The sequence below is a fragment of the Pseudomonas sp. B21-015 genome (genome assembly GCF_024749285.1).
Taxonomy (GTDB): Bacteria; Pseudomonadota; Gammaproteobacteria; order Pseudomonadales; family Pseudomonadaceae; genus Aquipseudomonas.
On sequence record NZ_CP087196.1, the window covers coordinates 6,413,127 to 6,432,785 of the forward strand.

The following is a 19,659-nucleotide window of genomic DNA, read 5'->3' on the forward strand; positions in this document are numbered from 1 at the left end:
ACACCATTCAAAGGATCGAACAATGCTCACAGTCACAAATCATTGGGTAAACATGGGAACCCAGGCACCGCTGAATTAGCTAATGACGGAAAAACAGCCGTCAGTACTCATTCCGCGGAAGCGCACATCGGAATGAAAAACCCGCCAGATTACCCAACGGTATCGGGCAGACCTCACGGAAGCTAGGAGCTAACAATAATGTCAGCGGAATTCATATTGTCTTTTAAGGATACGAACTGGTACCCGATTAATCTCAAAGAGATAGTGCGAAAAATCACAAGCCTTAGAACTTTTTCTAAGGGCTTTCAGGAAAAGGAATTCCGATTGATAGGCACCGAGCCCAGGAGCCCAGGAGATTGGGACTATGACGTACGTCTTTTTCTAGAAAATGAACGTATTTTTTTGGAGATTAGTGCTCACCCATCCAGCATAGAAAATGATCTGTCTGCTTTTTTCGAGTGGATCAGATCCCATACTGAAATTACTATTGATGATGAGGATGGAGTGCCATCAAACTGGTAGTAGATCAGGAGAAATAGTAGGTAAAAACCAACATGGACATATTCAAACTCTTTTCATACAAGCTGGAAAATCTCCTGAACATCCGTCCATGCCCGAAAGAGCTGGGCGCTGTTTTTTACCAAGAAGACGAGCCTTCACTGCTGTCTGTCGCTGCCAGAAAACACAACGGTTCGACCTTCTACATAAGCCGCTGGCATGATTTGTTTTCCATAAGCGCCTTCGAAAAAGCCATGTCAAAAAACGGTTTCACGGAGTCGGACTGCTATGCCCTTCTCTTGGTCCTGTCCCGCTTTGGCTATCTGCTTGAAATCGACAACCGTCAACGAACAAACAAAGATTATTTTATTTTCTTCTACCTGATTCAACTAATCAGCTTGAAGAACTGTCCTCTCGACGCGGATGCACAGCTCAGAAACTACATGCTCAGGTTCCTGCTTTTCGAATTGAGTATCGACGACGAAGCGTATCGACGGTTCAGCATCAAGGATAATCAGCTGATAATGGCTACCGACTCTCTGGGGCCTATAGCTTTTTTGGATGTTATCGACTTTGTTTACAAAGCGATCAAGTTTGATAGCAGAAAAGAACATGAACTGCTAAGCACACTGAAGAACTATCAAACAAATATCGTCACATTACTGACCGAGCCCGACGACACAAATTACCGTTTCAGGCTAAATGATCGCCATAGCGAATACATGTATCCCGATGTATTTTTGCAGGCATACGCTAAAAACAAGAGACAGATATTTCATATTTTGATCGACACGATCAACCCCCTTCAATCAACGGAAAACCTGTTTGTCTCCAATATTATTTTAATGAATTACTCCTTTCACATTCTGAAAAGCAAGCCTCGCGAAATTCTAAAACTGAAAAAATACGTCAATGATGAGATGCTGTTCAGAAAACTGCTGGAGGCAATAATCACTCGTCGAATGGCAATCAGTAAATCATTATTCGAAAAGATATCCATCGACCAGGATCTATCCTTGACAAAAGACAATCCAACCTCGTTCTACAATATTTTGTATAGTCTATAGGCGTCCTCACAGACAGCCCCCCAAACCGTGCAGTGAAGCTCATTTGCAGCGAATGAATGCGAGCGATAAGAACTGAAGATGGAACAACTGGAAGACGAATACTCCGGCGATGCCGATTGGCAGGATTTCGTGGATTTGTATAACAACGTCTATCTCGACGACGACGCCCGCACGCTGGCGAAAGCCTTGGATGGCAACCTCGATATGGCGGTCGTCCTCAACGGTAAAAGAGGGCTTGAGGAAGGGTTGTGGTGGATCGAACAGCAAGTGCCTGCCCTGGATAACATACGGCCAGCCGATTGCCTCAAGAATCCCAAGCTGATCAAACGCTTGAGGACTGCGCTAATGCGCATGCCGTAACGACAAGGATAGAAGTGCAATGGAAGGCATCGAATTGCGCCACAAGCGCAACGATTACGCAGCCGTCAGACGCTTACGTCGGATGACCATCCCGCATGTCTGACGCACTTTGGGCCGCCCGACTGGGCGACGCACTCAACCATACCTCGATGATGGCCGACATTCTTGGCGGCGTGCTGGAGGTGGCGGCCAACAAGATTCCCAACACCAAAGTCAAACCTGGGCGCTGCTCATGATTGGAGATTTCGATGCTTGAAAACAAATTCTCAGATTACGAAAAGGCCATTACCCCAGCGAATCTGGACCAGCTGGAGTCCGTCATCGGCAAGAAGCTACCGGCTCCCTTTCGAAACCATTACCTCAAGTACAACGGCGGCATGCCGGAACGAGCTTATTGGGTCAGCGAAGACTTTTTCGACCCCATCGAAGTCGCCTCTTTCAGGCCGATTACCTATGGTGAACCCACGCTGCTGTCCACCTATCAGTTGATGCTGAAGAAACAAGTTCTTCCTGCACATCTCCTTCCTTTCGCAGACGACCTGGGCGGCAATTTCTTTTGCTTGAACCTTGATTCGGGAGCCATCAGTTATTTCACGACTGACACGTTTGATAGTGACCTTAGCCCGGAAGAGAACCAGGCTGAATCCGAGAAGCCTATTTGCTCGAACTTCCTCCGCTTCGTTCAAGGACTGATCGATGAGGATGATGTGGACGAGGAATAAATGAGCGAACGCCACAGGGCTTGCTTCGAAACGCAAATCCTGTGGCGAGGGAACTTGCTCCCGCTGGGCGGCGAAGCCGCCCCAAAAGGAACGTCATATTGAAGGCTTGGCGAAAAGTCAGAACACTTCAATAGCTGAAAAAAAGGAGCATCCAAATGCGGTTGACCCTCGAAGGATCCGAACGCGCCCTCTCTGTGCAAGAACTGAATGAGTTCCAAGAAAAATTCAATGTGGAATTACCGACAGTCTTTAGAGAATTTTATCTAAAGCACAACGGCGGCGATTTGTCTGAGAGCAGTAGCGAGAATGATTTTTTGCTGGGCGGATTCACTCCGATCAAATACGGACAAGCCTCTATCGAAACGGTCTATCGCGACTCGGACGACGTTCCGTCGCTAAAACAGATGATCCCCTTTGCGTACGATCACGGTGGTAATTCCTTCCTCTTATCCGTTAAGGAAGCTGACTTCGGGAATATTTACCTGTACTTGATGGATGAAGAGGATCTGGCGTTCGTATGCGAATCATTTGAAGAATTCCTCGCTGAACTCACAGGCCAATAGAGCCATGCGTCATCGCTGGACAGGCTTACCATGCTGTCTGAAAATAACCTACCCACGAGCCTGTGAAGCGATTGCCTCACGAGGCTCGCTCAGGTCTACGTATGAGTATTGGATTTCAAGAGGACGTTACGAATCCAGAGTCATCAAAAAAGAGCCGGCCGGCCCAGTTGCTCGTTGGAAAGTCGAGATTTTGAGCGAAGAAACGCGAATCGACGCAGGCGGGAACTAGACCCAGCGAGGCATTCAAGACCATGAGCTTAAAAGAAATCTACCTGTACCCCGACCTGGGCGAATTCAGCGACGAAATTATTCATCCGTTTCGCGACCAAAGCCGATCGATTTGCAATTTTCTTGAGCGCCGCCTGGGTGCAGAAAAATTCGAAACGCCGAACTTCAAGAAAATCTGCTTTGTCGGCACCCGCAAAGCCGTCGATGAGTCCTATGTAAACTCCAGCGGCGCGCTCATCGTCAATGTCAGTCTGGATACCGAACAGTATAAAAAATGCACATCGGTCAACGAGTTCAATGAGTTCTTTATACAACTGTTGCTGGAAGGCCTGGAAAAATGCCGCCCACATATGACCTTGCCTGACGATCTGCTGAAAAACGCAATGGATGAGTTCCGCCGCAACCACTATAAAAACGAGTGGACCTTCAAGCAGAAAAAAATAAAGGGGTCGGACTATGTCTGCGCCCTTGAGTGCCAGTTAACCATCGACTGCTTCCTCATGAACCTTAAGGTCTTGAGGAAAAACACACCGGTACTCGACAAAGAAATTCTGCGGACCGTGCCAGACGAAATAGCGTTCGGTCCGTACCTCAAAGACCTCAAGGAAGAAGGCGGCAGAATAAAGGTCATCGACAAGTCGGGCGTGGTCTTCTACACCACCACGGTGTCTAGCCTGGACAAGTTTTGACAGCTTTCCAAAGGGCGAAATGCCGATCGAGCCAACACCATAGGGCCTGATCCGAAACACAAATCCCGTGGCGAGGGAGCTTGCTCCCGCTGGGCGGCGAAGCCGCCCCAAAACAGGCTGACGCATTCTCCAGATAAATCGCATCAGCCGGCTTACGACGGCTGCGCCCACGAGCGGGAGCAAGCTCCCTCCCACGGATCGCCTACACCTCAAAAGCAGGCATGTAACCCGCCTTCACCGACCTGCAAGGCAACGCCCAGACCCTGAGCTTCGCCTACGATGCCACCGGCCAGTTGCTCGCCGAAAACAGCGCCGCCGGCAGCCTGCAACACCACTACGACGAACTCGGCAACCTGATCCAGAGCCAACTGTCCGACGGCCGCTGGCTCAATCGCCTGTACTACGGCAGCGGCCACCTGCACCAGATCAACCTCGACGGCCATGTCATCAGCGACTTCGAACGCGACCGCCTGCACCGCGAAGTGCTGCGCACCCAAGGCCAGATCAGCACCCGCAGCGAATACGACCGCAGCGGGCGCCTGCGCTCACGCCAACGCCGACACACCAGCCAGCCCTCGCTGATGCCGGCCGCCGTGCAGAAACATTTCGAGTACGACCCCGCCGACAACCTGATCGGCAAACTCGACCAGCAACCCGCCGCGCAACACCGCCAACTGCTGCACTACGACGCCACCGGCCGCATCATCGCCAGCCAGGACAGCCTGCACGGCCAGCGCGAAACCTTCGCCTACGACGCCGCCGCCAACCTGCTGGACGGTCCGCAACCCGGCGCCGGGCTGGTGGTGCACAACAAACTGCTGACCTATCAGGACAAGCGTTACCGCTATGACGCGTTTGGCCGGATGATCGAAAAGCGCAGCGCTAAACGGGGGCTGCAACGCTTCGCCTATGACGCCGAAAGCCGATTGATTGAAGTGCACAACGCAAACGGCAGTGTGGTCAGGATGACCTACGACCCACTGGGCCAGCGCATCGAAAAAACCGAACACGACAGCAATGGTTACCCGCTTGGGGGAAACCCGCTTCACTTGGGATGGCCTGCGCCTGTTGCAGGAACACCGCCACCAGCAAACCAGCCTGTACCTCTATGAAGACCCTGGCCCGCGCGACGGCAGCGGCCCACTGCAAAAGATCCGCTACTACCACAACGACCTCAACGGCCTGCCGGAACAACTCACCGAAGTCGACGGGCGCAACGTTTGGCAGGCCACGTATCGGGTGTGGGGTAACACGCTGGAGGAAGTGCGCGAGCCGTATTACATCGAGGAGCAGAATTTGCGGTTTCAGGGGCAGTACCTGGACCGGGAGACGGGGCTGCATTTCAATACGTTCAGGTTTTATGATCCGGATGTGGGGCGGTTTACTACGCCGGATCCGATTGGGTTGGCCAGGGGAATAAATTTTTATCAGTAATCGCCAAACCCCATCGGATGGACCGATCCGTTGGGCTGGGAAACATGCAGACTGTCTAAAGCAGATAAAAAAGCAATGGGGACAAACCCACTACTGACGTCATGACGAGCCCGCATCGCCATCATACTGTGCGCAAAAAAGGAACCCAAGAATTGGACAGACAGCAATCGTCGATATGTGGCCCATGTACAGGGTGTCCTGAAGAGATTTGGTATCGGCTTGAATGACAGCCCTCATAACTTCGTATGGGCACCCAATGGCAGTGGGAATCACACAATCGCTAGAGCCCGCAAAGTGTCACGAACACTTGCAGAGGCCCGAAAAGGCGGAAAAAGCAAAGTGATTGAGGCGCTGAATGCGATGGGCGAGAAAATGAGAAATGGTGAGTTTTTAGATGACTAGCCTGGAAAAAACATACGGAACAAATGCCCCTCTTGTCCGAGAACTTTATGCTCATATAGAGACGGGGAATGTTGAGTTTTTACGTGCCCAGCTAGACGCTCATCCAGAGCTGCTGGTCCCCCCTCGTTATGATCTTTTGAGCTATCCAGGACTTCTGCATCATGCCGCAGAGAGAAACCAGGTTGCAGTGTGTACATTGCTAGTTGATTTGGGCATTGACCTCGACCAACCCACTGCTGGCTCTGGCAATACTACGGCGCTTGCACTGGCAGCAAAAAATGGACATTTAGAAACAGTGCGCTGGCTTCTGGAGGCAGGAGCTGATGTTAATGGCTCTCCTCTCTCGGTTGCATCTCCGCTGATAACCGCCGTCACTTTCGGGCAAAAAGAAACAGTCGAATTTCTGCTCAAGTACCATCCGGACGTCAATAGGTTACATGCCAAGCTCAATCGGACGGCCCTCGATTTAGCTCAGAGCTGGAGCTTCCCTGAAATTTTCAACTGCTTGAAAGCACAAGGCGCTATCTCGGCCGTTGAAAAGGCGCCTGATGAAGAAACACTGCCTGGAGCAGGGATTATCGATTTTGTGTGTAGGACCGCTGGCTGGGTATTACCTAAAGAACTAATCCCTCAATCCGGATCATTGGAAGTAAATTTCAGAGTCAGCTGCATCGCGAACAAAAACGACTTTAAACTCTTGTTTACAGTCGGTCTTTTTGTTGAAAAACCACGCACAGAACTTTTTATCTGTCTTCCCGGAAGCTGGCGCCTACCCAAAAAAGGCTTTGCCATCGATAGCCCCTGGATGTTCCCTCAGGCGGTACTGACTGTGTTGTCTGAAAACACCCTCAAAGACTCGCCTTTAACCGAGGGTCAGGTGATTTTACGAACGGATAAAGCCTTTAGTCAGCTGGGCTGGCCAGCGGATATTGAGGCGCTCATTGTCGTGGATAAAATTTGGAACACTACCGGCGATGCAGAAATTGAAGATCATGAGGATTCGGTAAAACTCTACGTTCTGACTCCTCTAAAACTGACAAAAAAGGGCCCCCCTGAAGGCGATGCCTTAGCCTCGCTCTTGGAGAAAAAACGTAAGGCAAGCTGGAAGAGCGTCGCTCTGACTTCACCTCTGCAAAATTGACGACACTCTCAACAGGATCTGAAGACAGCGCCAAGCGCTACGCCTATGACCTGTTGGATAACGTCTCGGCGGTCACGGCTGTTCCGGCGCCTTATGGCAGCGGCCTGGCCGTCGTCCCCGAGACGCCCCTGGCACCGGGAAGTTGCCCCCCAACCAAACCGACTCCAAAGTCTTCGACATGACTAAGCCGGCCAACACCTCACAACATCTGGGAGGGGGTACGATAAAACCTTCAGCCGGCACGCAGGGTACATTCAAGGTTGATACCAAAGGAAAGCCGGGGGTGCCGCTGGGTGGGAAAGGCGCACAGCACAATGCAACCTTCAATCTTTTAATCTACAAGTGAATATAATGAGCATAGAAATTCGTAAAAGTTTGGAAGCGGAATTACTGGCGGCGCTAAAGAAGACAACGTCATCCCACTTGGACCTGAAAGCAAGCAAAAACAAACTTGGCCTACTTATCTCCAAGGAAAAGCTTGGGGAAATTTATATACAACACTTGACCAAGGCCGATGGCTACTATGCGGGCCTGGAGGTTTATACATGCGAGGCATTTAGCTTCTGCATAAACCAATCACCGCCCTATCAGAGCCGACTGTTGAACTCAACTTTTTTGTCGAAAAGTTCATTATCGGAAGAGACAAAACAGTTTGGTGACGAGCTGGGCGGTATTATTAGAACCCCATCGCCTGATGAAATAAGCGCAACAGGCAAAAAAATAAACGAACGACTGATAAAATTTTACTTGTCTAAGGCAGAGGACTGCATCCTTGGCACGCCCTCATTAATTGAAGACGTATTGACCGAACCTGACAACTATGCGTACCCCTTTCTAACCGCATTATTTGCAGCACAAAAAAATGACCTGAGCCTGGACTCAGACGTCTTCAAAAAAGTCCTCGCAACCAAATCAATATTCGGAAACAAACAATTTGATTTGGCTTTGGCAAATAAAATTCTGGGGGTAGGTAATAAGTAGGCCCCCAAAGGACTGTTCACCGAGATCGACGGTACCTGTCGGACGGTCCTTGGCAGGGTGAAAAAGCTGCTGGGCTGCGCCGCCGAGCGGGAGCAAACTCCCTCGCCACGAACTGCAGGGCAGCCCGAAGCATGGCGCCGGGCTGGTGGTGCACAACAAACTGCTGACCTACCAGAACAAGCGTTACCGCTACGGCGCGTTTGGCCGGATGATCGAAAAACGCAGCGCTAAACGGGGCTTGCAACGCTTTGCCTACGACGCCGAAAGCCGATTGATTGAAGTGCGCAACGAAAACGGTGCACGGGAAACGGCTGTGCGCATAACCTACGATCCGTTGGGGCGGCGTATCGGCAAGACCTGGCACGACACCAACGGCTACCCGCTGCGCGAAACCCGCTTCACCTGGGATGGCCTGCGCCTGTTGCAGGAACATCGCCATCAGCAAACCAGCCCCTACCTCTACGAAGACCAAGGTTATGACCCCCTCGCCCGCGTCGACGGCACCGGCCCGCTACAAAAAACCCGCTATTACCACAACGACCTCAACGGCCTGCCGGAACAGCTCACAGAGGACGACGGACATAGCGTCTGGCAGGCGACTTATCGGGTGTGGGGCAACACGTTAGAAGAGGTGCGCGAGCCGTATTACATCGAAGAGCAGAACCTGCGGTTTCAGGGGCAGTATCTGGATCGGGAGACGGGGCTGCACTTCAATACGTTCAGGTTTTATGATCCGGATGTGGGGCGGTTTACGACGCCGGATCCGATTGGGTTGGCGGGTGGATTAAACCTTTACGCCTACGCTAAAAACCCGCTCACATGGATAGATCCACTAGGGCTTGCGGGTTGCCCGACCTCTAAAATCATCAGCAATGCAAAAAATGGAAAAGTCCGAAGAGGAAAGGACTATCACGGGCGGTTGGGCAACGACATGGAACAGTGGATACTCAGTAGCCCTCAGGGGGTTTATCAGGCAAAAAATGGAAACTTAATATTCCATAAAGAGGGCAATATAGTGGTCACTCATGGCAAAGGTGGAGCACAAGGCAATGTCATCACAAGTTACGGACATAGCGGCCCTCGGGGTGAAAGCGGCGCTGCTATTTATGGTGGAAAGCTGAGCGACCCTGGATTACCCATTACGCCCGACATGATCTCTAACGGAAGCATCCCTAGACCCAATGGAGGCTTTATACCTCCCGCAACAAGACTAGAGGGATTCTAAGATGTTTATTCTTCACAATGTCGAATTGATAGAAACAGCAGAAATGCAGTATCAGGACGCTTCTATCACTTGGTCTTTTGGTGGTAACTCATCGCTTATTTCATTGACCATCAACAACAAAAGAAACACAAACTCTGAACCTTGGATCACAGAGCCCTCGGACTTTTTTTCGTTCAACGATGAAGGGAAGCTCACTTATTTAGGTCTGTCAGTTCCAGGCAGAAACAACGAGCTAGCCATTGAAGCCCCAGTTACAATGTTTGGCAAACTCAAGCTTCACAACAAATTGCACACAGTAGAACCTACAATCACTAGAGCATTCGACCCCCGCAATAGAACACTTACCTGTATCAATAAGCAATTCACAAACGAGCATAAATATTCATTCATAAAACTCAAGGATGATATCAACATAATTCTGGCAGACAGCCATTATGTTGGTTATGTATTGAGCAACCCTCTAAACTACCTGACTGACAATACAAATGATTCGATCGACTCATCCTGCCCAGCTGATGACGACGAGTACAGTTTGATGAAGCTTTTTTTTGAAATAATGTCGGACAATAGGGTTGAAGAGCTGAATGACGACATGGCGCTGGTCACCATTGAACTAAGTAATGCGATACTGCCAAACATTCATTTGATTAGAAGCTCCTTCAGGAAAAAAATCATAAAATCTTCTGTCGAAGAGTTACTGGATTTTTACTCGTGATGCCCCGGGCCTTGTCCAAGTCGCCAGACAGATAGCGTAACGACTTGTGGTACTTCGCCACTCGCACCAGATCTTTTTCCTGAAGCGTGCCAGCCGGGTTAGATCAAGGTTGCCCTTGATGTTCTCTATCTTGACCTTTCTCGCCAACTCATCCGGATGGATTCGGGCGATGAAATCCTCATATGCCTCGCCGGGACATTTCGAGAGGCAGTCGATCGCCTTTATCGCACGCTCGGAGATGCCCAACGCCCTCAGATCGTCGAGGGTGACGTCACTGTCTTCGACCACATCGTGAAGCACGCTGACGACCTGCTCGTCCAGATCATCGAACTTCAGACGACGCCGCCAATCTCCTTAACGGTCCGCAACAAGGCGCCGGACTGGTGGTGCACAACATGCTGCTGACCTACCAGGACAAGCGTTACCGCTACGGCTCACCGAGGCGGACGGCCACAACGTCTGGCAGGCAACTTACCGGGTGTGGGGTAACACGTTAGAAGAGGTGCGCGAGCCGTACTACATTGAGCAGCAGAATCTGAGGTTTCAGGGCCAGTACCTGGACCGGGAGACGGGGCTGCATTTCAATACGTTCAGGTTTTATGATCCGGATGTGGGGCGGTTTATGACGCCGAATCCGATTGGGTTGGCGGGGGGAATCAATCTATATCTGTATGCGGCCAACCCACTCGAGTGGGTGGGCCCGTTGGGATGGAGTTGCTCGTCATCCATTAACAAACGAATCATCAAGCTGAAGAAGCAGGGCTATCAGGACCATCACATACTGAGCGACAAACACATCAGCACGAAAAATCACCCGCTGCTCAAATTGGCAGGGTTCGACCTGCAAAACCGGCAGAACAAAATATTCCCGCTCAATAAAACCAAAGCTTTGACTGATGGGCGTCGATCGATCCACCAAGGACGCCATGCGGCTAGAGTCAACCGAAACCTCGGAAGAAAAATGGACCAGGTGGAAATAATCGGCAAACGAGACAACTGGAATCAGGCCCAATACCGCAAAGCGTTGGATAAAATAGTGTCCAACGAGCGCAAATTACTCCGTTCAGGCGAAAGGCAATTGAATAAAAATGCACACCCTGGCGCTCATTACAATTAGGAGATCCAGAAATGATCTTAAGCTGGCAGGCCCCTATCTATTACAACGATAAATTGACCGGTTCATACGATGCGGAGGGCGGCTCCTATGAAACGGCAGGATCGAACTTTGACTATCTGTCACTCCTGACGGGTGAGCCTTACCCTGCCGACATGGATAAACCCAAAATATTTTTTCCATGCAAAAAGAAAAAATTGCTGACTTACGACTGCTTATGGTTATTAGGCGACATTCCTTTGGTGAGCCAGCGGTTAGCGGATTTCCTCGTACAGAACGCCGGTCACTCTATTGAGCTCTTGCCACCCACGAGTATTGCTGCGGACGGGGAGCAAGTGAGCGAAGTCTATTACATTGTCAATGCTGCCCAGGCGATAAGCGCGGTTGATCACAGCAGGTCGGTAGCAGAGCTCTCTGACAATGGCTCAATAATCTACTTCAATGAAATTTGGTTTCATGATAACGCCGCGGAAATGGGCGCAATTGCACGCGAGCGTGATTCGGGAGACCTTTTGATTTCCCAAGAGTTGGCTGACGCCATGATCGAACAGAAATTCAAAGGCGACAAAGGGCTAGGCTTCTACACCGCTGAGCGCTCATTCACCCCCTATAAAAACCAAGCGTGATCTACTAGTGGAAGGCATTCGTTAAAAGCGTCAATCAACGCCCACAAAAAATGGGCACCCGAGCCAGTCGGTGTGCCCATTTCTCACGCTCAACATGTGCGCAGCACGTACGACGTAACTTAGAAGACGTTTCTTCAAAGTACAATGCCTCCGCCGGTCTACGAAGACTGTACCGCCGAGCGAGAGCAAGCTCCCTCACCATGGATTGCAGTGCAACAATTGCCGTCTGGGCACTCCCGTTACACCATCCGATAACCTCACCACTAGGACGAAACGCCACCCAGAGCATTGCGTAACGGGGTCGCGTCGATGCTGCGCCCGGCACCGGACCAGAGGCCAGCGCCGTTCGCAGCGCTGGTCAGCAACGTCTGGGCAGATTGCGCAGCGCGACCCCCATCATTTACCGGAGCGCGATGCCGTTGGCCGGCTGATCGCCAAAGTCACCGACGATGGCCGCACCGACTACACCTACGACCCGCGGGGCCGACGCATCGCCAAGACCGAACACGACAGCAAAGGTTATCCACTGGGAGAAACCCGCTTTACCTGGGACGGCCTGCGCCTGTTGCAGGAGCATCGCCATCAACAGACCAGCCTCTACCTCTACGAAGACCAAGGTTACGAACCCCTGGTCCGCGTCGACGGCACCGGCCCGCTGCAAAAAATCCGCTACTACCACAACGACCTCAACGGCCCGCCCGAGCAACTCACCGAAGCCGACGGCCACAACGTCTGGCAGGCGACTTATCGGGTGTGGGGCAACACGTTAGAAGAGGTGCGCGAGCCGTACTACATTGAAGAGCAGAACCTGAGGTTTCAGGGGCAGTATCTGGACCGGGAAACGGGGCTGCATTTCAATACGTTCAGGTTTTATGATCCCGATGTGGGGCGGTTTACTACGCCGGATCCGATTGGGCTCGCGGGGGGGGGGGTACAATCTCTACCAGTACGCTCCCAACTCCACCGGGTGGATTGACCCACTTGGGCTGCTAAAAGAAGGTGAGGTGGCCGGTTACGGTGCCAAAGCCCACAAGAATGATGGGCTGGAAGCACACGAGATTGTTCGTAATAAGTTTCTGGAAGAAAAAGGTATCGCAAAGGGCCGGCGCTATAAAGGTAACCCTTCCATTGCGCTATCGCCCGAACATCACGACATGGTGCATGCCGAGGAAAATCGTTTGCGCCGTGCTCGCGGGCTGGGACCTAATCAAATGCTCAAGCGCGGGAAGCTGGAAATTCGCCTCATGTCTCAAGCTATTCACAACTCATTGGTCAGAACCGGCATCATCACCCAACAACAGGCACGAACAGCAAGGCGTTTATCCACATCATTCGCCAAAAGAAAAGGCTGCGTCTAAAGGATCACGGACTATGGGCATCAATCAAATCATCCTCTCCGAAAAAGACCATAACCTTGGACAAATAGGCGGGGGCGCTCGACTCACCGATATTGACCTGTGGCCAAAGGATCCAACCACCGGTCATTTGATGCTACCAGTGCTCATGATGACATCGGATTTCCTCAGCACTTCTTTTATACCGTCGGGTATGGCTCTGACAGTGTTCGTTTCCGTGGAGCGTGAAGGCGATACGTACAAACGGTCATCGTTACGCCAATTGACTGTCCACCAACAGAGCGAGATGGAAAAGCTGGTACAGGGACATAGTAAAGTTCTGCTTCATACGCTGGCGCCTTTCGAGCTTATGCCACCGACCCTGGAGGATCCGATTCCGCGAAGCTACATTGCCCAGCAACCCCTCACGGACGAACAGATGACCGAAGAGCTGGAGGATCCGGACTGCGGCGCCAGTATCAGCAAAATATTAGGTCGCCCTGGCTGGTTGCAAGATCCGTTGTATGAAAGCCCTCGCTATTATTTTCTAGCCCAGATATTGGACGCCGACATCGCAAAAATCAGTTCTCGCCACGAAGGATTGTTCGGCGGCGGCATCGGCTACGTTTTTGCCGACAACCGGGCGAAAAAGATGAAGGAAGGCGACGAAGCTGGATATTTCCTCGTTCAATTTACCTGAGCTGTACCCGTCATCGAGCTCACCAACGCCGTCTTTTTCAAAGGTATCGATCAGCCGGTTACGACGGCTGCGCCGCCGATAGGGAGCAAACTTCCCACGCCACGAACCGCATACGCCTTCGGGCCATGGCTCAAGTCCTGACCCCCGCACCTCCGCCAATTTTATTCGGAGAACGAACATGAGCGCGTTAGAAAAGGCATTGATAAAGCTGCGTGGTATCCACAAAAAATTCCAGTTGGAAGGCAACTTCGAAAAGAATGGCCAGGTCAACACCACATGGCCACAAACGCTCGCTACGATCAGCACGGCAACTGTATCGCCGAAACCGATCCGCTGGGCCATGTCACCCGCTACCGCTACGACACCCAAGGCCAGGTCGTCGAGATCATCGACGCCACCGGCAAAAGCAAAAGACTGCGCTGGAACCCGTTCGGCCAGTTGGTGGAACACATCGATTGCTCGGGTTATCCGACGCGGTTCAGCTACGACAACCGTGGCTATCTGCAAACCATCACCGATGCCCTCGGCGAGCGCACCCAGTTCAGCTACGACGCCCAAGGGCGGTTGCTCAGCAGCCAATTGCCGGCCGGGCACACCACGCTCTATCAACACCACCGTCGCGGCCACGGCCACAACGTCTGGCAGGCGACTTATCGGGTGTGAGGTAATACGTTAGAAGAGGTACGCGAGCCGTACTACATTGAAGAGCAGAACCTGCGGTTTCAAGGGCAGTACCTGTACCGGGAGACGGGGCTGCATTTCAATACGTTCCGGTTCTATGATCCGGATGTGGGGAGGTTCACCACTCCAGATCCGACTGGGTTGGGTTCAATCTCTACCAATATGCACCCAACCCGTTTGGGTGGCTGGATCCGTGGGGATGGTGTGTAAGGACCAATGCAAAAGCCGGGAAAACATGGGAAACCACCGTGACCGGAAGAGCAAAAACGAAGTATGGCGCCAACAATGTAGAAGAGCAGGCGTTGATAAGGCCTTTTGATGCAAGTGGTAAGCCTGTGAACTATCGTGTAAGAGTCGATAATATGGTAAGCAGACAAACTCACCACCGAGGCTAATTGTTGCCAAAGCCTCCACAACAGCTGGTTATACTAAGAACCAGAAAAGGGCTATCCGCTGATACTCAAACACGGTGGGACGATAGAAAGTGGTTCGCTCAAAGGCACCGCCATCAAGGCTTCTACCGTCGAACGTATCGACCCACAAACAATCTCCAACTTGTGAGCCCCTGCATGCAGAAACACGACGCGATAATTTTCGAATGCAACGATAGCTACTATATTATCCAACGATCAAAGCAAGCCCCCGATGCAGCTATTAGCGCAAGCGAAAACGTCGCACTGACAAAAAAACTGAATAGGGCGACTACGGATGAAGAGATCGGTTCAGCTGTTATTGAAGCTATCAATAACTATGGGCAAATCGCACCAGAGTTCTCGCCTTGGCAGCTCAAGGAGCTACGTGCCCAGTTATGTGAATGGACAGAATCCAAAACTTACCCTGCCCTGATGAGAAACAGCCGCCTGATTTCCGTTGAAAAGGACTTCCAGCACGAATCAGTTTCTGTTATCCCCTTCGACAACTTCAATATTAATGCATGGGAAACGCTGCTGGAGGCCAAAGCTATAACACTGCCCATGACTCCTACAAATACTGAGGTCGGAGAAGCTGTCAGGAAGGCTTTTGAAATAGCGACCTACCACCCTCAAAAAAAATAATAAATCACTTACGCCCTGATAAATAAAAACCAACAATGATTGAAAACGTATTCTCGAAAAGACGAAGCCGCGATTAGCCCAGTAGATATCGACAATCTTGAGTCGACGTTTGGAAAGAAGCTACCGCCCTCCTTTCGAGATCACTCCCTCAAGTACAGCGGTGGAATTCCAGGGCGAACCTATTGGCTTGGCGGAGCTTTTGACGAGCCTCTGGAGGTTGCCGCCTTCAAGCCCTTGGGATTGACCCTTGGGGCCTACTACCGGCTCTGGGGTATACCGTTAAAGAGGTCCGCGAGCCGTACTACATCGAAGAGCAGAACCTGAGGTTTCAGGGCCAATACCTGGACCGGGAGACGGGGCTGCAGTTCAATACATTCAGGTTTTATGATCCGGATGTGGGGCGGTTTACTACTCCTGATCCCATTGGTCTGGCCGGGGGGCTCAACTTCTATCAGTATGGGCCGAACCCGGTTTCTTGGATCGACCCCTTGGGATGGGCGAGCTCCAATCCAGGCGTTTATAACGTATCGTTCGAAGCACATATCAACAAAGAAATTTGGCGCTCAAAAGATTCTGTCCATTTCGCCGAATCCAACAGTCAACTTCATTATGCGATGAAGAATGACCCCGCGTTGAAGCCAGCTGTTGAAGCAAAACACCCGGGTATCTCAAATTGGGTAGCTCCGAAGAAAAATGGCAAATTCAGAATAACAGCAATGAAAGGCTCGACGTGGCATCACCATCCTGTGGTGGCCGGCAATCTCCAGCTGGTGAGCCACGAAGATCACAAAAACCGTCATGGTGACTGCCACCCGAAAGGCCGCAATGAAAAACGAGTCGGCAGCAGGAAGACATGGGGCGGCGGGTCATCTTGTAGAAAATAAGGAATCAATGATGAAAAAGATGAAAGGCATCACCGACCTATTCAGCACGATCAATTCCGTTACCGATAATGACTGGATCTATACAAATTTGGACGAATGGGAGCAGCAACCAGAAAATGCGGTTTTCTATCTCATTACCGAAGATGAAATTGATGATCTAGAAGAGGATGACAAGACCGTAGAAAACAGCGCCGGAGAAACCATTCCTAAGTCGCTGGAAAAAGAAAATGTAGAGACCTGGGTTGACGTGCAAACCCTTCAAGCCATATCGCAGATAATTCATAAAAAAATAAAGACCCCTGATAGCGCCATTTTGATCCAGGCAATCAATCACTATCGAGAATACGACGACTTCATGGAGGCTTGATTTTTCCAACAAAAGCGGGCATTTGAACCAGTTGGAGCGTCTGCTTTTAAGGAAATACAGGGGCTGACCTCGTTTTAACCCCGGAAGCAAACCCGGCTGCGGTAAATCTGCGTTAAATAATTTCCCGTGGGAGAAGAACATGAGCGCCCTCGACAAAGCATTTAAAGAACTACGCCGCGGCTACAAAAACTTGATATCGAAGGCAGCTTCGAAAAGAACAGCCAAGCCAATGCAAAGTGCCCGCAGACGTTGGCGCGGTCAGGTCGGCTATAAATGGACTGGGGAATCGAACAAGACCCAGCTGAACGGAAATTGGCCGGCCCATTTTCTAGTGTCCATGGATGATATCTGTGGTGGTAAACCTGTTATCGCAGTCACCGATACCCTTGGCACGCGCAGCACCTGGCATGGGGCCAGAGCCTCAAGGAGTTATGCGAGTCCTACTTCATCGAAAAACAAAACTTAAGGTTTCAGGGCCAGTATCTGGATCGGGAAACCGGTCTGCATTACAACACCTTTCGCTTCTACGGCCCGGATATCGGGCGCTATACCCCCCTGACCCAATCGGTCTGGCGGGAGGGCTGAACCTTTACAGCTATGAGCCAAATCCTGTCGGGTGGCTCGATCCGTCCAACTATCCTGCCTTTAACAAGGAGTGCAACCATGCCTTTTTTATATAAACCCGGCCTGTCAGATGCGGACATACAGGGATTTGAGCAGCGTTTGCAAAAAAAACTGCCTTCGGATTACAAGGATTTCCTGAAAAAAAGAAACGGCTTTTATGCAACAGCTCCCGATTATGTAAGTCTGGCACTCGATAAGATCGATGAAGGCAGCATCGCCTTCGACCGCCTTTTCGGCCTTATACCCGACGAAGAAAGCAATGATCTGCTGGCGTTCAACGAAGAGTTTATCGACGAGCTTTCCTTCCTGGACAACAGCATCGCTATCGGTGAAGACGGTGGCGGAAATCCATTTGTATGGGTCGTAGAAGCTGGCAAGGAAGGCCTATACTACTGGGACAGGACTCACTTGCACGAAAGTGACGACAAAAATGATTTTGATATCGCTGAGCGCGACGGCTGTGGAAATCTGTTTTTCCTGGCGCCTGATTTCACGTCGTTCCTTGACCTGATCCTCTCTACGCTTATCAGCCCGCCCGACTTCGTCGAGGAGTGATTCAGGCTCGCGCTACCAGAAAAGAGAAAAATGGATTTTTTAAATGAACAACCCAGAAGAAATTTATGAAAAGAACATCAAAACTTTATTAGCCATTCACGCAGACATCGCGTCGGGAAATGCAGCCTCACTAAAAAAGCGCCTAGAGAAAAATTCCGTTCTATTGCACCTGCCCATGTATGGCCTTATTGGTCATGAGACCCTGCTGCACATGGCTGCCGAACGGGGTCAAACCGAAATTTGCCGCTTATTGGTGTCTTTAGGTATTGCGCTGGACCAGCCTGCCGTCAGCTCCGGCAATAGCACGCCACTTGCCGCAGCCGCTGGAAATGGACATCTACAAACATGCCAATGGTTTCTTGAGGCCGGTGCTTTGGTGGATGGATGGCCTAACAGCATAACCACCCCGCTGATTGACGCGATTACCTTTGGGCATCAGGACGTCGTCAATCTTCTTATAGAACACCATGCCAACATCAATCGACTGCACACCAGGCTGAATACCGCGCCATTGGACATCGCCAATACCTGGGGATTTACAGGGATTGCGTCCACCTTAAGAAAATCGGGGGCGGTCAGTATCATGGACATTGTTGAAAGCCGGCCCGAGGAATTTGGTGGTTCTATAGTCACTTTCGTGCACAACACCGCTGGCTGGGTTTTACCCGCACAACAGAGTCCCTTCACTAATGAAGAGGGTCTGGAGCTGCGTATCAGCTGTATTGATGGCAAAAACAAGTTCAAGTTACTCTTCACCATCGGACTTTTTGCCAAAAGTCCTCATACCGAATTATTCGTATGCTTGCCTGGCGACTGGCCTCTCACGCAGCAAGGTTTTACCCCCCACAGTCCTTGGGTTTTTCCGGTTGAGTTGCTGTCTCTGCTCGCTCGCCACACGGTCGATGATGGCCCCTTGTCGGAAGGCTTCTTGATTCGTCGTTCCGAGGCCATGTATGCCAACCTGGCTTGGCCAGACGAAGTGGATGCTTTCGTGGCCGTGGATAAAGCCTGGGATACGAGAACTGAAAAAGAGATGATCCCCGACGATGAAAAGGTAACGCTTTATGTTTTGGTACCTGTCAAATTCACGAAAAAGGGCGAGCCTGACGCAGCAGCATTGCGTGCTCTGACACAACGCAAACGTACAGCCAGTTGGGCGAGTGTGGTCATTCCCGCTCCGGATCCAGGGATAACACAGTAGAAAAGTGGAGCGGTTTCTGTGCCGCCTTCCTCGCCCTAGGCAACATCGAGGAACAGGACCAAGGGTCATAACATCCAGCATCCCAATAAAATAGTTGAGGCCGTCATGAAATACAAAGCATGCGAGAATTGCTATGCAAATTACGACCCTAAACTTAATAGATGCCCTGATTGCAACACCTCACAAGGACGGCTCGACGACGGAATAATTGTTTTTACCGAAGCCACCCGAGAAGAAATATCAAACCTCGGCGGGATAATCTGGAACATAATATCTATCGACTCTAAACAGCATATCTTGCCCTGCGAGTGGGGGGTAATTTATTTTCACAGTGAAACTGGCAGACACTGGAGCTACCTATGCGGCATTGTTGATAAAGTTACTGTCAACCAATATATAGAAGTAGCTCATGGGAGCATTAAAGATTTTCTGGAAATCACTAGCGGAAAACTTATAAAAAGAGAGTCAGGTTCATAAACATGACGCCCCCACG

Annotated in this window: 19 protein-coding genes and 8 pseudogenes; all 27 read left to right on the forward strand. The window is 50.9% G+C overall.

Annotation, left to right across the window (positions count from 1 at the left end; genetic code table 11):
• Positions 1-554 precede the first annotated feature (554 nt).
• A complete protein-coding gene (locus tag LOY38_RS29255) occupies positions 555-1,565 on the forward strand; it encodes a hypothetical protein (protein ID WP_258698191.1) in 1,011 nt (336 codons plus the stop codon).
• Positions 1,566-1,643: 78 nt separating this feature from the next.
• Positions 1,644-1,925, forward strand: coding sequence for a hypothetical protein (locus tag LOY38_RS29260; protein ID WP_258698192.1), 282 nt, complete (start codon positions 1,644-1,646; stop codon positions 1,923-1,925).
• A 95-nt stretch (positions 1,926-2,020) separates the two neighbouring features.
• Positions 2,021-2,161 (forward strand): hypothetical protein, encoded by a 141-nt coding sequence (locus LOY38_RS29265; protein WP_258698193.1) that lies wholly within the window; start codon positions 2,021-2,023, stop codon positions 2,159-2,161.
• A gap of 12 nt (positions 2,162-2,173) precedes the next feature.
• Entirely contained in the window at positions 2,174-2,647 is a 474-nt protein-coding gene (locus tag LOY38_RS29270; protein ID WP_054594730.1) for an SMI1/KNR4 family protein, read from the forward strand.
• A gap of 155 nt (positions 2,648-2,802) precedes the next feature.
• Positions 2,803-3,210, forward strand: coding sequence for an SMI1/KNR4 family protein (locus tag LOY38_RS29275; protein ID WP_258698194.1), 408 nt, complete (start codon positions 2,803-2,805; stop codon positions 3,208-3,210).
• A 251-nt stretch (positions 3,211-3,461) separates the two neighbouring features.
• Positions 3,462-4,127, forward strand: coding sequence for a hypothetical protein (locus LOY38_RS29280; protein WP_258698195.1), 666 nt, complete (start codon positions 3,462-3,464; stop codon positions 4,125-4,127).
• Between the two features lie 233 nt (positions 4,128-4,360).
• Positions 4,361-5,558 (forward strand): annotated as a pseudogene (locus tag LOY38_RS29285) (RHS repeat-associated core domain-containing protein); the annotation flags it as partial.
• 397 nt (positions 5,559-5,955) lie between these two features.
• Positions 5,956-7,104 carry an ankyrin repeat domain-containing protein gene (locus LOY38_RS29290; RefSeq protein WP_258698196.1) on the forward strand — a complete coding sequence of 383 codons (1,149 nt, stop codon included), beginning with the start codon at positions 5,956-5,958 and terminating at the stop codon, positions 7,102-7,104.
• A gap of 178 nt (positions 7,105-7,282) precedes the next feature.
• Complete coding sequence (locus tag LOY38_RS29295) at positions 7,283-7,450, forward strand: hypothetical protein (RefSeq protein ID WP_258698197.1); 168 nt, start codon at positions 7,283-7,285, stop codon at positions 7,448-7,450.
• Positions 7,451-7,455: 5 nt separating this feature from the next.
• Entirely contained in the window at positions 7,456-8,085 is a 630-nt protein-coding gene (locus tag LOY38_RS29300; protein ID WP_258698198.1) for a hypothetical protein, read from the forward strand.
• Positions 8,086-8,209: 124 nt separating this feature from the next.
• Positions 8,210-8,926 (forward strand): annotated as a pseudogene (locus tag LOY38_RS29305) (RHS repeat-associated core domain-containing protein); the annotation flags it as partial.
• A 385-nt stretch (positions 8,927-9,311) separates the two neighbouring features.
• Positions 9,312-10,025, forward strand: coding sequence for a hypothetical protein (locus LOY38_RS29310; protein WP_258698199.1), 714 nt, complete (start codon positions 9,312-9,314; stop codon positions 10,023-10,025).
• A gap of 403 nt (positions 10,026-10,428) precedes the next feature.
• Positions 10,429-11,142 (forward strand): annotated as a pseudogene (locus LOY38_RS29315) (RHS repeat-associated core domain-containing protein); the annotation flags it as partial.
• An 11-nt stretch (positions 11,143-11,153) separates the two neighbouring features.
• Positions 11,154-11,765, forward strand: coding sequence for an imm11 family protein (locus tag LOY38_RS29320; RefSeq protein ID WP_258698200.1), 612 nt, complete (start codon positions 11,154-11,156; stop codon positions 11,763-11,765).
• Between the two features lie 412 nt (positions 11,766-12,177).
• A pseudogene (locus LOY38_RS29325) lies at positions 12,178-12,754 on the forward strand (RHS repeat-associated core domain-containing protein); the annotation flags it as partial.
• Between the two features lie 15 nt (positions 12,755-12,769).
• The gene (locus LOY38_RS29330) at positions 12,770-13,123 is read left to right on the forward strand and encodes a hypothetical protein (protein WP_258700832.1); all 354 of its coding nucleotides are present in this window, start codon (positions 12,770-12,772) and stop codon (positions 13,121-13,123) included.
• Positions 13,124-13,136: 13 nt separating this feature from the next.
• Entirely contained in the window at positions 13,137-13,799 is a 663-nt protein-coding gene (locus tag LOY38_RS29335) for a hypothetical protein (RefSeq protein ID WP_258698201.1), read from the forward strand.
• Between the two features lie 291 nt (positions 13,800-14,090).
• Positions 14,091-14,423: pseudogene (locus tag LOY38_RS30500) on the forward strand (hypothetical protein); the annotation flags it as partial.
• A gap of 3 nt (positions 14,424-14,426) precedes the next feature.
• Positions 14,427-14,684: pseudogene (locus tag LOY38_RS30505) on the forward strand (RHS repeat-associated core domain-containing protein); the annotation flags it as partial.
• A 365-nt stretch (positions 14,685-15,049) separates the two neighbouring features.
• Entirely contained in the window at positions 15,050-15,535 is a 486-nt protein-coding gene (locus LOY38_RS29345) for a contact-dependent growth inhibition system immunity protein (protein ID WP_258698202.1), read from the forward strand.
• Between the two features lie 252 nt (positions 15,536-15,787).
• Positions 15,788-16,032, forward strand: a pseudogene (locus tag LOY38_RS29350) (RHS repeat-associated core domain-containing protein); the annotation flags it as partial.
• 397 nt (positions 16,033-16,429) lie between these two features.
• Positions 16,430-16,786 (forward strand): hypothetical protein, encoded by a 357-nt coding sequence (locus tag LOY38_RS29360; protein WP_258698203.1) that lies wholly within the window; start codon positions 16,430-16,432, stop codon positions 16,784-16,786.
• A 139-nt stretch (positions 16,787-16,925) separates the two neighbouring features.
• Positions 16,926-17,252 carry a hypothetical protein gene (locus tag LOY38_RS29365; protein WP_258698204.1) on the forward strand — a complete coding sequence of 109 codons (327 nt, stop codon included), beginning with the start codon at positions 16,926-16,928 and terminating at the stop codon, positions 17,250-17,252.
• Positions 17,219-17,415, forward strand: a pseudogene (locus tag LOY38_RS29370) (RHS repeat-associated core domain-containing protein); the annotation flags it as partial. The gene LOY38_RS29365 and the pseudogene LOY38_RS29370, both read left to right, overlap by 34 nt.
• A 34-nt stretch (positions 17,416-17,449) precedes the next feature.
• A complete protein-coding gene (locus LOY38_RS29375; protein WP_258698205.1) occupies positions 17,450-17,965 on the forward strand; it encodes an SMI1/KNR4 family protein in 516 nt (171 codons plus the stop codon).
• Between the two features lie 43 nt (positions 17,966-18,008).
• Complete coding sequence (locus LOY38_RS29380) at positions 18,009-19,166, forward strand: ankyrin repeat domain-containing protein (RefSeq protein ID WP_258698206.1); 1,158 nt, start codon at positions 18,009-18,011, stop codon at positions 19,164-19,166.
• 105 nt (positions 19,167-19,271) lie between these two features.
• Entirely contained in the window at positions 19,272-19,643 is a 372-nt protein-coding gene (locus LOY38_RS29385) for a hypothetical protein (protein ID WP_258698207.1), read from the forward strand.
• The last annotated feature ends 16 nt before the right edge of the window (positions 19,644-19,659 follow it).

What these genes read in the sequence shown, in the direction of transcription:
- LOY38_RS29275 (WP_258698194.1), top strand. Translation starts at nt 2,803, where the DNA reads ATGCGGTTGACCCTCGAAGGATCCGAACGCGCCCTCTCTGTGCAAGAA.
- LOY38_RS29255 (WP_258698191.1), top strand. Translation starts at nt 555, where the DNA reads ATGGACATATTCAAACTCTTTTCATACAAGCTGGAAAATCTCCTGAAC.
- LOY38_RS29360 (WP_258698203.1), top strand. Translation starts at nt 16,430, where the DNA reads ATGAAAAAGATGAAAGGCATCACCGACCTATTCAGCACGATCAATTCC.
- LOY38_RS29365 (WP_258698204.1), top strand. Translation starts at nt 16,926, where the DNA reads ATGAGCGCCCTCGACAAAGCATTTAAAGAACTACGCCGCGGCTACAAA.
- LOY38_RS29385 (WP_258698207.1), top strand. Translation starts at nt 19,272, where the DNA reads ATGAAATACAAAGCATGCGAGAATTGCTATGCAAATTACGACCCTAAA.
- LOY38_RS29265 (WP_258698193.1), top strand. Translation starts at nt 2,021, where the DNA reads ATGTCTGACGCACTTTGGGCCGCCCGACTGGGCGACGCACTCAACCAT.
- LOY38_RS29375 (WP_258698205.1), top strand. Translation starts at nt 17,450, where the DNA reads ATGCCTTTTTTATATAAACCCGGCCTGTCAGATGCGGACATACAGGGA.
- LOY38_RS29300 (WP_258698198.1), top strand. Translation starts at nt 7,456, where the DNA reads ATGAGCATAGAAATTCGTAAAAGTTTGGAAGCGGAATTACTGGCGGCG.
- LOY38_RS29335 (WP_258698201.1), top strand. Translation starts at nt 13,137, where the DNA reads ATGGGCATCAATCAAATCATCCTCTCCGAAAAAGACCATAACCTTGGA.
- LOY38_RS29320 (WP_258698200.1), top strand. Translation starts at nt 11,154, where the DNA reads ATGATCTTAAGCTGGCAGGCCCCTATCTATTACAACGATAAATTGACC.
- LOY38_RS29290 (WP_258698196.1), top strand. Translation starts at nt 5,956, where the DNA reads ATGACTAGCCTGGAAAAAACATACGGAACAAATGCCCCTCTTGTCCGA.
- LOY38_RS29345 (WP_258698202.1), top strand. Translation starts at nt 15,050, where the DNA reads ATGCAGAAACACGACGCGATAATTTTCGAATGCAACGATAGCTACTAT.
- LOY38_RS29260 (WP_258698192.1), top strand. Translation starts at nt 1,644, where the DNA reads ATGGAACAACTGGAAGACGAATACTCCGGCGATGCCGATTGGCAGGAT.
- LOY38_RS29295 (WP_258698197.1), top strand. Translation starts at nt 7,283, where the DNA reads ATGACTAAGCCGGCCAACACCTCACAACATCTGGGAGGGGGTACGATA.
- LOY38_RS29270 (WP_054594730.1), top strand. Translation starts at nt 2,174, where the DNA reads ATGCTTGAAAACAAATTCTCAGATTACGAAAAGGCCATTACCCCAGCG.
- LOY38_RS29380 (WP_258698206.1), top strand. Translation starts at nt 18,009, where the DNA reads ATGAACAACCCAGAAGAAATTTATGAAAAGAACATCAAAACTTTATTA.
- LOY38_RS29310 (WP_258698199.1), top strand. Translation starts at nt 9,312, where the DNA reads ATGTTTATTCTTCACAATGTCGAATTGATAGAAACAGCAGAAATGCAG.
- LOY38_RS29280 (WP_258698195.1), top strand. Translation starts at nt 3,462, where the DNA reads ATGAGCTTAAAAGAAATCTACCTGTACCCCGACCTGGGCGAATTCAGC.